Origin of the sequence: Vibrio sp. 11-4(1) (genome assembly GCF_013048625.1) — a bacterium.
Lineage (GTDB): Bacteria > Pseudomonadota > Gammaproteobacteria > Enterobacterales > Vibrionaceae > Vibrio > Vibrio diabolicus.
On record NZ_VHSY01000016.1, the window covers coordinates 41,348 to 54,452 of the forward strand.

Below are 13,105 nucleotides of genomic sequence, written 5' to 3' on the forward strand. Positions count from 1 at the left end.
ACGTGGCTTTACGCTGCTTTTCTAGACACAAAATGAGATTAGAATGGATTAATGCGAAAGCAATTAAAAAAGTGTGAGTAACGGCTGCAAACTATTGATTTCAATATCAGGTAAAGTACGTGTTTTTGAATGGCTAATGACATTTTTATTCATATCATTGAACCAACAAGCCGCAAAACCAGCCGACTTGGCACCATGCACATCTGTGGTTAGGTGATCACCGACATGCAGAATATTCTCTGCTGGAATATCCAAGAACCGTTTCGCCTTAGTAAACATATCGGTGGCGGGTTTCGCTAACCCATCAGGCCCCGCTTTGAGCACACATTGAAAATACGGCGTTAAGCCAATTTTATCTAAATCGACGTTGCCGTTTGTGATCGCCACGAGCGGAACTCGCTCTCCCAATTGTGTCAAAACATCTAAGCTTGATTGGGGCACTTCAAACTGACTGCGCCAATCCAAAGCGAGCTGCACACCCTCTTCAGCTGCGGCTTGAGCTTGCGCTTCATCATAGCCAACTGAAAGAAAACCATGCTTTAGCTGCACTAAACGCCAAAGCGTCACATCGCTTCTGAGATCCGGTCTCTGCTGGAGCACATGTTTTTTTACCTGCATCCAATCAGCCTTATCCATGTGCGCCACGGCAGGATGTGTTTGCTGCAACCAAGCTAGCAACTCACGCTCCATACGGATAATCACCGGGTAATTGTCATACAGCGTGTCATCAAGATCGAAGGTCATGGCCTTAATAGGCTCGATACGGCGATAAAATTTCATACTTCGGCTCACTCCCCGTTCTTTTTACGTGCGCGTGGGTGGGCTTGGTCGTAGGCTTGCGCTAAATGTTGGAAATCCAAGTGCGTGTAGATTTGGGTCGTCGAAATGTTCTCGTGTCCTAAAAGCTCTTGCACCGCACGTAAGTTATTGCTGGATTCGAGCATATGTGTCGCAAACGAGTGACGCAATTTATGCGGACTAATATGGCTCGCCACTGACTGTTTCTGTCCCCATTCTGCCATACGTTTTTGCACGCTACGGTGCGAAATACGCGTTCCGAGTTTAGACACAAACAAGGCAGGTTCACCTGGCGCAGCAAGATCGCCCCTGACTTTCAACCACTTGGCAACCCATTCAGTTGCCATTCCAGAGAATGGTACTTTACGTTCTTTGTCGCCTTTACCGATAACACGAAGCTCGCCACTGCGCAGTTGTACATCACGTACATCCACACTCACCAACTCAGCCAAACGCAAGCCAGCACCATACATCAGCTCCATCATGGCGCGATCACGCACAGCCAACGGGTCGTCTTCGTTGACCTCAAGCAGTTGGCTCACTTCATCAACATCGAGGTTTTTCGGCAACGGGCGCTTTTTACGTGGCGCTGAAACCCCTTTGGCAGGGTTAGCTGACATCTCGCCACGCAGAATAAGGAAATCGAAAAAGCTACGCAGCGATGAGAGGCGCGTCGCTAAACTGCTGGCTTTCATGCCTTCCCGCATGCCCTTACCTGCTAATTGGCGCACCCAGCCTGCATCCACTTGAGACCAATCTTTAAGTCCCATTTCAGCCAAGTGCTGCGCCATGGTTTCTAGCTGCTGTTTGTAATTGCGTTGAGTATGTAGGCTGAGCCCCTTTTCGCTTCGTAAGAATTCATAGAAGCGCTCAAGAGGCTTTTGCAGACTATTTGGCAGAGGAGTGTTGGGAGTTGTCGTCATCGTAACTTTGCCATACCAATGTTTGAGCGAGATGTGCCACTACTAATGATAGGTGACGCAAAAACAAGGTATCCATATCTGGCTGAAAATGGCCGCCATCTTCACTAGAAAAAGCAAGCACGCCCAGTGTTTGCTGTTTCACGAGCGGCAGTACCACATAGGACCCCATTTCCGGCACATCCATATTGCCAAACAAAGCTTCACGATCCACTTTGCGAAGACGTCCTAAGTACGCGTCTTTGCCATTTAAGTGAGTGGTCGCAAAACGTTGATAACTTTCTTTACTCAATTGAATAGATGCGTCGCATTGACTAAACAGTCGAACAAACGCGCGTAAGCCAAGTGCTTTAGCTTTCTCTTCAATAGAATGAATGACTTGTTTAAAGTCACCACACTTTAGAATCTGCCCCTGCAAATCCATAAATTCATAAAAGGTGCGATCGTTGTTCGCCGCAAGCGACATCAGTGTGGTGATCTCTTCCTCTAACTCTTCAATGCGCTGACGTTGGCGATTCATTTGTATGTGCACCAAAGACACCGCACCCAAGTCTGAGTGTGGGAAAGATAGACGATCCACAAGCTCCGGACGCTGCACAAAAAAATCGGGATGATCTTTGAGGTACTCGGCCACCACTTCAGCCGTTAAGGCATCTGCTTCTACTTGAGACAAACCGTTTCCTTTTTCTTCTACTAGCAAGACAATTGACCATCAAATACATGCGTTGTAGGTCCGGTCATAAACAACGGCTTACCCGGACCTTGCCACGCAATTCGCAGTTCACCACCTGGTAGAGAAACCTTAACGTTTTCGTCCAGCAGACCCTGAAGAATCCCTACCGCTACCGCCGCGCATGCGCCACTACCACAAGCTTGTGTTTCACCTGCGCCTCGCTCGTAAACTCGAAGACGAATATGGTCACGACTCACCACCTGCATGAAGCCAGCGTTGACGCGCTCTGGGAAACGCTCGTGCGACTCAAGCAGCGGACCTAATGTATCGACATCAGCAGTATCCACGTCATCGACCACCGTCACCACATGCGGGTTACCCATGCTTACCGCGCCACAGAACAACGTTTTTTCACCAGCGCGCATGATGTAGGTTTTCTCTTTTTGCTTGGCTTTGAAAGGAATTTTGTTCGGCTCAAACTCTGGCACACCCATGTTGACCGTCACTTCTCCATCATCTTCGATGTTGAGAATCATCTTTCCTTTTTTGGTGCTTACGCTGATGCTGTATTTATTGGTCAACCCTTTTAAGCGAACAAAGCGCGCGAAGCAGCGCGCGCCATTCCCGCACTGCTCGACTTCACTACCATCGGCATTGAAAATCCGATAATGGAAATCAGTTTCAGGGTCGTAAGGGGCTTCTACCACGAGCAATTGGTCAAAACCAACGCCGGTATGACGATCCGCCAAACGGCGGATCAGGTCTTGCGAGAAAAACACGTTCTGGGTAATACAGTCGACGACCATGAAGTCGTTGCCCAAACCGTGCATTTTGGAAAAGTGGAAATGCATTTGTTGTGTGTTACTCCGGTAGAATCTGTTCCAGCTGCCACAAACTGGTCAGCTCCTCACGCTGGCGAACTAAGTGGCTTTGTTTACCATCCACCATTACTTCTGCCGCTCGGGTACGAGTATTGTAGTTCGAAGACATCACAAAACCATAGGCACCTGCTGAACGAACCGCGAGTAGATCACCTTCTTGCAAAACGAGTGCGCGATCTTTACCCAAGAAGTCGCCGGTTTCACAAATAGGGCCAACCAAATCGTAAGTCTGTGCTTCACCCGTGCGCGGCGAAACTGGCACGATATCTTGCCATGCTTGGTATAGTGCAGGACGCATCAAGTCGTTCATTGCCGCATCGATGATGGCAAAGTTCTTGTGCTCAGTATGTTTTAAAAACTCAACACGCGTTAGCAAGATACCTGCATTCGCAGCAATTGCTCGGCCCGGCTCAAAAATCAGCTCCAAGTCTTGGTGATTTTCAAGACGACCAAGTAACGCTTTGGCGTAATCTGAAGGCTGAGGTGGTAATTCATCACGATAGACCACACCTAAACCGCCGCCGACATCAAGGTGACGAATGTTAATGCCTTGCGCTTTTAAATCATCAATCAAGGCTAATAAACGGTCTGTCGCGTCGATAAATGGGTCGATATTGGTCAGCTGAGAACCAATGTGGCAGTCGATACCTTGCACATTCAAGTTCGGCAGGCTTTGCGCGAATTTATAAACATCTGGCGCACGATCAAATGCAATGCCGAATTTATTGTCGCGAAGACCAGTCGAAATGTAAGGGTGTGTTTTCGCGTCGACATCTGGATTGATACGCAGAGAAATGGGCACAATCACACCAAGCTCACCCGCAACCTTATTCAAACGTTCTAGCTCGGGCTCAGATTCAACGTTGAAACATTTGATACCCAGCTCAAGAGCACGCTTCATTTCTGCAGGTGTTTTCCCAACACCAGAAAAAACGACTTTCTTCGGATCACCGCCTGCGGCAATCACACGCTCAAGTTCACCACCTGATACGATATCAAAGCCCGAACCCAAACGCGCCAGTGCGTTCAATACGCCTAGGTTTGAGTTCGCTTTCACCGCGTAGCAAACTAGATGAGGATGTTGACCCACAGCACTATCAAACGCCTTCCAGTGGCGCTCTAGCGTGGCTCGAGAATATACGTAAAGAGGAGTGCCATATTGCTCTGCAAGAGCTTGAAGTGGGACGTCTTCGGCCCAAAGCTGGCCATCATCCTGATAGTTGAAGTAATCCAAAATTCGCTTCCCTTATTTTATTCGACTGCTGAACCCTAATTTCACCCTAAGGCGCGGTTATTTATTGTGATTGCTCATTCTGTTGAGTGTCATCTGGAATGTATAGTGAGCCAGACTGGCCACATCCCGCTAACGTCGCGGCAACCATCACAAACAACACAGTAACTAATTTTTTCATTTCGCATATCGTGATTATTGAATCAATGCCCCCTATAATCGCACCACACTCAGGAAAAGCAATAGGATAGACGGATGAACGATACTGAATTTCATCAACTGGTGGATGCACAGATGCAAATCATCGAAGAATCCATCGATGATTCAGGCGCAGACATTGATTACGAAGTCACTGGCAACGTAATGACATTGGAATTTGAAGACCGCAGCCAAATCATCATTAACCGCCAAGAGCCGATGCATGAGATCTGGCTAGCGTCCAAATCTGGTGGTTTCCACTTCAAGCTTATTGAAGATAAATGGACCTGCTCAAAAACGGGCATGGAGCTATTTGAAATGGTGAAGCAAGAGTGTGAAAAGCACGCGGGCGAAGCCATTGATTGGGCATAATGTCCGTCAATCGTCACCCAAAAAAAAGAGCACCGAAGTGCTCTTTTTGTTTATTGATACGGGTTTAATTACGCGTTCACCGCTTTCGTCGGACGATGCGGCGAGCAACCATCATTACGATAAGGGATGATATAAGCATTGCCCTCTTCAGGATGGATAATCTGGTAGTACTGCGGCAGGTTAAAGTTGATAAATTTCGACGCAACACGACTGTCATCTTTTACGGATGTGTAAAAGCTGTTCACAGACGAAATCATCTCGTCTTTAGAGCCACTGAATTGGTGATACACTTCAACTTGGTTTGACTCATCCAACACATAAATATTGAAGCCATCTTCATTATCTTCAAAGAAGAATTGCACCAGACCTTCACTGGCAAAACCATCCACCGCTTCTGGCATTTGATACTCTTGCTCACGATCGAGCATTAATAGCGGCGAGCCTTTAAGTTTGTTAGTAGAAATGCTGCGATAGAAATCAATGGAGTTTTCTAACTTCTGCACCGACACACCACGACGTTCAAAGAACAGCCCGTAAGTTTGGTTACCAAGGCGCATCGCTTTAAAGCGGCGACGTTTTTCTTGCTCTACTGGCTTCAAGCGTAAGTCGATACATTCCGCTAAAAGCTGGTAGACCATATTACGCATAACACCACGCATGTTCTTCGCATAACAGAACACATCCACCGACTCTGGTGGCAACGCGTCTTGGTGCATTTTGCCCAGAATAGTTTTCAGTGCGTCCAGCATCGCCGTTTCCCCTTTGAAATGCAGCGTACGCACTTCATGCCAGGAGTTACGGTAAACCAAGTCGACACTGCCGACTAAGTTTTTATGTTCCGGACCAAAACTGAAGATATCGGTATTTTTCACATCCACTTTCAGTGAACGGCCCGAAAGCTCTGACGTAGGATCATTTTCAAAGTTGATGAACATCGCTAGCTGGCTGATCTCACATGGGCTCGCTAATGCCTGCATCGTCGGACGGCGCTTACGCAGCGCAAAGGTATTTCGTAAGTCGCTCACCATTTGGTAGAACTTATCGATATCCAGTTGCGCTTCACGCACCACCGCGTGCAAACGAGTCGACTCGGTGATTAAACCATTAAAGAATGCCCAAGAGACTAACTTGCTCAAGTATTCATGATGTTCTAAGTATGGCTGCCCCAAAATGCGGTGCGCGATCAGAGGTTGTTTATAGAGATACCAACCAGACTTGTTCACACCACCATCTTTCACTTCGATGAAGCTTAAATCCGGTTCATGCAAATCAGGGGAAATCTGTGGGTTGAGCAACGTCACTTTGCCCGGCAATACTTCAAAAGCGGCGTAAAGCTTACGAGCCAAAATACTGATGTCTTGCGGGCTGATAGCGGAGGTAATGTCGTTGCGACGCGCAAATTGAATCAAATTACGGTAGCTCTGCATCAACGCATCCAGCAACGCATGATGCACCACTTTTACCTGTTCGACTTTCCAGTTGCGGCGATCATCGAGCTCAGCAACAACGCTGGCATCCCAATCCCATTTTGCAATCATGTCGCTCAGCGCTTCACGGCGCCAAGCCACTGAACCAACATCCGGTTCACGCGACAACTTTTCATGGGTTTTGAGATAGAAGCAACGGCGCACCAAATCCAAACGAGTGTCGTCTTGGATTCGCTCTAAATAGCGAGTCACTTTTTCCAGCATTAAGTAGTACGCATCCATACCGTAGAGATCTGGCTCATGGGCAAAGAAACGACGTTTGGTGTCGATGCTTAGCAGTTGCGTATGCGGGTATTCCCACGAATAAGCTTCAAGCAGAATGGCTTTTAATACCGATTTGTAGGGAGAATCGATACTTTTGTATAGCTGCCACAAGTTCGAGCCGAAGTACTCTTCAGCAGGAATGCGGTTCAATTTGCCAAAGTCGATCCATTCACTACAGTCAATGTAACCTTCACTGCACAATTGAGAAACGTACTCGTCGTAACACTCTTCCATTTCTGGCGGCACTATTTGCCATAATAAACGCTGTCCAGCAATACGCACCGCGCTGCGATAGAATTCATCAAGCAAAAGTAAATGCTGAGATGAGCCACAGTTATCACCTGTCATCTCTTCAGAATGGTTGCTTCTAAAGCGTTCTTCATCCATTAAGAAGAAGTTCGCCTCCACCCCTTGGCTTTGTGCCCAGTCGGTGATCAGCAAGCATTTATTGGTCAGTAATTCTCGCTCGTCACAATCCATATCTGGCGAAATACACACCCAAATATCTAAATCACTAGAAGTACTTTGACCAATCGATGAGGTACTGCCCATGGTGTATAAGCCCAAGATAGCCGGTTTCTCTGCCGTCTTAAGTGGCTGACCAATCGCAAGTTGAATGTCATCAATGAATTGCTGCTGAATGCTATTTAGCGCCAGCCCATGTACACCAAACGGGACATCTGCATCGTAATAGCCAGGAATCACAGGGTGGTTGTAGTTCAACAAGGCAGGAATCAAGTTGAAGACTTGCTGGCTTTGCGAATCCATAAGCGCCAGAGCGCGATCAACTCGCTGCTGATTCAAATTATCTAGTCGCTGAATGATTTTTTGGGTGTAAGCCTGCAAGGGGAATTCCTTGGTTGAACAATCACGAAAATCTGCTGACGTTTTAAACCAAAACGGCCTAAAAACGTGATCAATTTAACACTTTTATTGGTGCGGGTAAAGTTTCACGCCCACGCACCACTCAGGATGCAAAACCATACTTTAGTCACAAAATTAATCGCGCGGTAGTGTCGCTCTTATTACCTATTACTAATAATAGTCCTTAGTCTAATTGAGAATCCAGTCACACTATTTTCATAACGTCATGTAATTCCATTCATAGCCCTCAGAGATAACGAACTAACAGTAAGCATTTCTTGATGAGAATGGTAGGATAAACCCAAATCCAAACAGCATTGAGAAGATCATGACACAATCCACACCTATTCGCATTGCAACTCGAAAAAGCCCTCTTGCTTTATGGCAAGCTTACTTTGTCAAAGACGCCCTTCAAGCCGCTCACCCTGGTTTGGAAGTCGAGTTAGTAACCATGGTGACCAAAGGTGACGTGATTTTAGATACACCGCTAGCAAAAGTTGGCGGCAAAGGCTTATTCGTAAAAGAGCTTGAAGTCGCAATGCTAGAAGGCCGTGCAGACCTTGCCGTTCACTCAATGAAGGACGTGCCCGTCGATTTCCCGGAAGGTCTTGGCCTCGTGACCATTTGTGAACGTGAAGACCCTCGTGATGCTTTCGCCTCCAATACCTATAGCAACATTGATGAACTCCCTCAAGGTGCCGTGGTTGGTACTTGCAGTTTGCGCCGTCAATGCCAACTGAAAGAATATCGTCCAGACATCATCATTAAAGAGCTTCGCGGTAATGTGGGCACTCGCCTTGGTAAACTAGATGCGGGTGAATACGATGCGATAATTCTTGCTGCGGCTGGCCTTAAACGATTGAAGCTTGAAGAACGCATTCGTAGCTTTATCGAGCCAGAGCAATCATTACCTGCGGTAGGCCAAGGTGCTGTCGGTATTGAGTGCCGCCTTGACGATGAAAGGCTGCTTAAGCTACTTGAGCCACTTAACCACCAAGACACCGTAGACCGCGTTTTGTGTGAGCGCGCAATGAACCTGACGCTAGAAGGCGGCTGTCAGGTACCTATCGGCAGCTATGCCCTGCTAGATGGCGATAACATTTGGCTACGCGCATTAGTTGGCGAACCAGATGGCAGCGAAATTGTTCGTGGTGAAATCCGTGGCCATCGTAAAGACGGCGAAACGTTAGGAGTGCAGTTAGCCAATGAACTACTGGATAACGGCGCTCGTGAAATCCTAACTAAGCTGTACGCAGATCACGAATAATCATGGCAGTGTTGGTCACTCGGCCGGGAGAGCAAGGCAGCGCGCTTTGCTCTCTGCTCGAAAGGCACGGCATTTCTGCACATCACCATCCTCTGATCGACATTGTCGCCGATCTCACGGACACGCACCTCTCTAAACACCTGCATCAAGCTCAAATTGTTATCGCTGTTAGTCGACATGCCGTGCAATGTGCACAGCAAATCTTAGCCAGCAACGAGACATCATGGCCGAAACAAGCCATTTACCTTGCCGTTGGTCAAAAAACAGCACACTATTTAAGCAAATGTACCCAACAGAAAGTACACTATCCCCAAGTCAGTGATAGTGAACATTTATTGCGACTGCCAGAGCTCAATAATGTTGCCCAACAACAGGTTCTTATCCTTCGTGGGAACGGTGGAAGAGAGCTGATCAAAGATGCATTGGTGAGACGTGGCGCAAAAGTTCACTATAGTGAGACTTACAAGAGAGAATTCATCCCATTCGATCCAGTAAGCTGTGTCTCACTATGGAAAACCCTACAAATTGACCAGATCATCGTCACCAGTGGTGAGCAACTGGATTATTTGTGCAGCCAATTGACGTCAGAGCAATTGACTTGGCTTAATCAACAAGAGTTGTATATCCCCAGTCAGCGTATCGCTGACATCGCACTTCAAAGGGGGTTCTCTCGGGTGAGATGCACGGGAAGCGCATCCAACCAAGAATTACTGGCGGCTCTCCAGCCCTAGCTACACAGGATATAGGCATGACAAGTAAAAATAACGACCAAAAAAATAACGATAAAAACCTTTCCGAAGAAACCTCATCGGCACCGCTAGCCGAAAAAAGCACATCACAGCAGGATGCGGCCCCTAAAAAAGAACAGCCAAAAGTGGCCGAGCCCCCAAAAACAGCCGAGCCAGCCAAAGTCGAATTTGAAGAAAAACAAGGCAAGCGCGGAGTAAAACTAGGCACAGTCGCTATCATCTTATCGATTATTTTTGGCGGTGGCCTCGCGTACAAGCTGCATCAGCAGCAAGCCGATTACCAAGCGCAGATCGCCCAACTAAAAAGTCAGCTAGAAAGCACTCAAGCTTCCATGAAGCAAGAGCTCAGCCGGGTACAAGAAGAAACCATCGAGAAAGCAACGACCGTGACACACAAAGCGGAAGTGGTACTGGGACAGCAACAAAAGAGCATTGAAAGCTTACAGCTTGCCGTTGCCGATGTGAAAGGTCGCCGACCAAACGACTGGCTACTTGCTGAAGCCGATTACCTCGTCAAATTAGCAGGTCGTAAACTGTTCTTAGAGCATGACGTAGAAAGCGCAACTCAACTAATGGAAAGTGCTGATCAACGCATTGCCGCACTGAATGACCCTAGCCTCGTCAAACTACGTAAAGCAATGGCGAACGATATCACCAAACTTCGTACTATCCCGCTGATTGACCGTGATGGATTGGTACTACGCTTAACTGCTCTGCAACAGCAAGTAGACAAGCTACCACTCGCCAATGCACTACTCCCAGAAGCAGAAGTCGTAGAGAACACTGAAGTGTCTGAAGATATTGCAAACTGGCAAGATAACTTAATGACCTCTCTGAAGGACTTTTCAGAAAACTTCATTACGTTCCGCACGCGCGATGGTAACGTCATTCCACTGCTTTCTCCTGAGCAACACTTTTACCTAAAAGAAAACATCAAAGCCAAATTGGAGACCGCAATAAAAGCGGTGTACCAAGAGCAAGGTGAAATTTACACCACGTCTCTAAAAACGGCCGATAAATGGGCATTAGCTTTCTTCAACCAAGACGATAATTCCGTTAAAGAGTTCAACAAAACTGTTAACCAGTTAAGCCAGCAAAACATTCAAGTGGAATACCCAACGAAACTGCAAAGTCAGTCTCAACTATCAGATGTCATCCGTGAGCGCCTACGTCGCGAAGTCACAACGATGACAGGTATGGAGGATAAGTAATGTTTCGTCTTATTTTCCTATTTGTTGTACTAGGTGCAGGACTATTTGTTGGCACTCAATTTTCTGGTCAGCAAGGCTATGTACTCATCTCCATCGCTGAGAAAACGATCGAGATGAGCGTAACGACATTGGTCGTATTCGTTATCGCAGCACTCGCAGGCCTTTTTCTACTTGAGTACCTAATTAAAAAGCTAGTTTACGCAAGTTCTACAACATGGAACTACTTCAGCGTGCGCAAAATGCGCCATTCCCGTCGATACACCAATGAAGGCATTATTAAACTCCTTGAAGGAGACTGGAAAGGTGCCGAGAAAAAAGTGACTCGCTGGGCGAATCATCACGATATGCCGCTACTTTGTTACTTAGTCGCGTCTGAAGCTGCACAAGGTCAAGGTGATAAAGCAAAACGTGATCACTACCTGGAGCTAGCAAGCCAGCAAGAGAATGCTCATCTTGCAGTAGAGCTAACTCGTGCTAAACAGTTTATTCGCGATAACGAGTTCGAGGCTGCTTTCGATACTTTGCAATCGTTAAAAGGTCAGTATGCGAGTAATTCGATTGTATTGAACTTGCTGAAAACAACGTACATGCAGCTAAAATTGTGGCAACCTCTTATTGACCTCTTGCCACAACTCACCAAAGCAAAACTCATCACGGAAGAAGAACACGCAGAGCTGATTCAAAAGGCGCAATGCGGCTTACTCCATGAAGTAGCGCAACAACAGGGTAGCGAAGGGCTTATTTCTCATTGGAATAGCCTTGCACGCAAAGTAAAACAAGACACACACCTAGTCTCCTGTTTTGCTCGTGAGTTGATAGCCCGGAAAGCAGATGCTGAAGCCTTTACTGTGCTAAAAGAAGCATTGAAAAAACAACCGGCTCCTGAGCTTTATCAACTACTGCCAGATCTAAACCTGCCAGATATCCACCCTGTCGTGGTTTTCTTAGAGGGGGTAGTGAAGAAAGAGCCAGATAACGCCGCTGCGCATAGCGCATTAGCGCACTTCTATTTCCGTCAAGAGAAGTGGCAAGAAGCCCAAGACCACTTTGAGATCGCCTTAAAGCTTCGCTCTGACGTCTCTGATTATGCATTCCTAGCAGATACACTAGAGAAGCAGAATCTAACTAAAGCCGCTCACGAAGTCTCTCGTAAAGCTCTCACGCTCGTCCAGAACGACTAAGTAGCAGTCATCTAACCAAGCCGGCAGTTTACTGTCGGCTTTTTTATTGCCTGTCACTCATCAACACTCCACAAACCTGCAATATCCACTAGAGCTAATGCCCTGCAATCGCCTGAGCTTCATTGGGAAGCCCTAGCAAAGCTTCCTTAATTCGTTCCAAGCAGCACTCCATTAAGCCCAATAAAATCCTCTAAAAAATAGCTTGCACACTTTCTTCAAGGCGAACAACCAAATATAAGTTTCTAGGAAGGAGCTCTACTAACAAAATACAGGTAACTTGAAATAGTGCAGGAAGCAAAAATAGGTACATAAGCTCCGATACTCTCCATTCTCTTCAATGAAGGACTGTCTCCTATACAATACTTAGACCGTGTTTATTGTACCAACTAGAGCAAGATAGCGAATAGCTATTAGGTAACACGAAGAGCGCTAACACACGTAATATAGAGTAAAGGCAAGTCTCTTGTTAACAGAAACACTTCACCCTTAGAGGTAGGAATGCCAATACTCAGACTTGATGGCTCTCGTTAGAAGATAAAGTTATGAACTTCTGTCGCTGCACAACCTGTGGATAGCGAGAACGCGCTTAAAGCAAGGCTTCTCAAGTGACATAGTGCAGGGATACCTAGTCCGGGGATACGATCAGCTAAGGGATTGATTCCAGTCCCTAACGAATTTCCAAGCGTCAGAAACGAAGAAAGCCTCGCTATTTCTAGCGAGGCTTCTGAATAGTGGCGGAGAGATAGGGATTTGAACCCTAGATACGCTATTAACGTATGCCGGTTTTCAAGACCGGTGCTTTCAACCACTCAGCCATCTCTCCACAAATTGTCATCAACAGATTAGTACACTGATGATGTTGTTACTTGTCTATGCAAATAACGATATTTAAAGCCTGGCGATGTCCTACTCTCACATGGGGAAGCCCCACACTACCATCGGCGCTATTTCGTTTCACTTCTGAGTTCGGCATGGAAATCAGGTGGGTCCAAAACGCTATGGTCGCCAA

11 protein-coding genes, 1 tRNA gene, 1 rRNA gene and 1 pseudogene are annotated in these 13,105 nt (G+C 46.8%); 5 read left to right on the forward strand and 9 right to left on the reverse strand.

The genetic code is table 11. From position 1 onward, the window contains the following. Nucleotides 1-63: 63 nt before the first annotated feature. The 6 genes and pseudogenes from yigB to FKN16_RS22065 all read right to left on the reverse strand — a co-directional run bounded on the left by yigB (nt 64) and on the right by FKN16_RS22065 (nt 4,779). On the reverse strand, nt 64-780 hold the full coding sequence (yigB, locus tag FKN16_RS22040) for a 5-amino-6-(5-phospho-D-ribitylamino)uracil phosphatase YigB (protein WP_170903538.1): 717 nt from the start codon (nt 778-780) through the stop codon (nt 64-66). 8 nt (nt 781-788) lie between these two features. Continuing rightward, nucleotides 789-1,721, reverse strand: coding sequence for a tyrosine recombinase XerC (xerC, locus tag FKN16_RS22045; protein ID WP_012841287.1), 933 nt, complete (start codon nt 1,719-1,721; stop codon nt 789-791). Then, nucleotides 1,687-2,418 carry a DUF484 family protein gene (locus tag FKN16_RS22050; RefSeq protein ID WP_006743009.1) on the reverse strand — a complete coding sequence of 244 codons (732 nt, stop codon included), beginning with the start codon at nt 2,416-2,418 and terminating at the stop codon, nt 1,687-1,689. Before FKN16_RS22050 ends, xerC begins: the two co-directional genes overlap by 35 nt. Further along, complete coding sequence (dapF, locus tag FKN16_RS22055) at nt 2,412-3,242, reverse strand: diaminopimelate epimerase (RefSeq protein WP_006743008.1); 831 nt, start codon at nt 3,240-3,242, stop codon at nt 2,412-2,414. The genes FKN16_RS22050 and dapF overlap by 7 nt, the downstream gene beginning before the upstream one ends. A 10-nt stretch (nt 3,243-3,252) precedes the next feature. After that, the gene (gene lysA / locus FKN16_RS22060) at nt 3,253-4,506 is read right to left on the reverse strand and encodes a diaminopimelate decarboxylase (protein WP_170903539.1); all 1,254 of its coding nucleotides are present in this window, start codon (nt 4,504-4,506) and stop codon (nt 3,253-3,255) included. Nucleotides 4,507-4,567: 61 nt separating this feature from the next. After that, nucleotides 4,568-4,779 (reverse strand): annotated as a pseudogene (locus FKN16_RS22065) (lipoprotein). Here FKN16_RS22065 and cyaY point away from each other — a divergent pair. Next, on the forward strand, nt 4,759-5,073 hold the full coding sequence (gene cyaY, locus FKN16_RS22070; RefSeq protein WP_012841286.1) for an iron donor protein CyaY: 315 nt from the start codon (nt 4,759-4,761) through the stop codon (nt 5,071-5,073). The pseudogene FKN16_RS22065 and the gene cyaY sit on opposite strands and share 21 nt — an antisense overlap. A 68-nt stretch (nt 5,074-5,141) precedes the next feature. On the opposite strand, the gene FKN16_RS22075 is transcribed toward cyaY, so the two are convergent. Continuing rightward, entirely contained in the window at nt 5,142-7,670 is a 2,529-nt protein-coding gene (locus FKN16_RS22075; protein WP_170903540.1) for a class I adenylate cyclase, read from the reverse strand. Nucleotides 7,671-8,016: 346 nt separating this feature from the next. Here FKN16_RS22075 and hemC point away from each other — a divergent pair, with 346 nt between their 5' ends. From hemC to FKN16_RS22095, 4 genes are read left to right on the forward strand one after another with little or no spacing between them, the layout of a single operon-like run. Continuing rightward, the gene (gene hemC / locus FKN16_RS22080; protein ID WP_170903541.1) at nt 8,017-8,955 is read left to right on the forward strand and encodes a hydroxymethylbilane synthase; all 939 of its coding nucleotides are present in this window, start codon (nt 8,017-8,019) and stop codon (nt 8,953-8,955) included. 2 nt (nt 8,956-8,957) lie between these two features. Further along, nucleotides 8,958-9,686 carry a uroporphyrinogen-III synthase gene (locus FKN16_RS22085; RefSeq protein WP_005393849.1) on the forward strand — a complete coding sequence of 243 codons (729 nt, stop codon included), beginning with the start codon at nt 8,958-8,960 and terminating at the stop codon, nt 9,684-9,686. Nucleotides 9,687-9,703: 17 nt separating this feature from the next. Then, nucleotides 9,704-10,915: a uroporphyrinogen-III C-methyltransferase gene (locus FKN16_RS22090; protein WP_005393850.1), complete on the forward strand. Its 1,212-nt coding sequence runs from the start codon at nt 9,704-9,706 to the stop codon at nt 10,913-10,915. Then, on the forward strand, nt 10,915-12,096 hold the full coding sequence (locus tag FKN16_RS22095; protein WP_170903542.1) for a heme biosynthesis HemY N-terminal domain-containing protein: 1,182 nt from the start codon (nt 10,915-10,917) through the stop codon (nt 12,094-12,096). The genes FKN16_RS22090 and FKN16_RS22095 overlap by 1 nt, the downstream gene beginning before the upstream one ends. 732 nt (nt 12,097-12,828) lie before the next feature. Here FKN16_RS22095 and FKN16_RS22100 read toward each other — a convergent pair. Both FKN16_RS22100 and rrf read right to left on the reverse strand, forming a co-directional pair. Then, nucleotides 12,829-12,919, reverse strand: a tRNA-Ser gene (locus tag FKN16_RS22100). A 70-nt stretch (nt 12,920-12,989) separates the two neighbouring features. Further along, nucleotides 12,990-13,105 (reverse strand): 5S ribosomal RNA (gene rrf, locus FKN16_RS22105).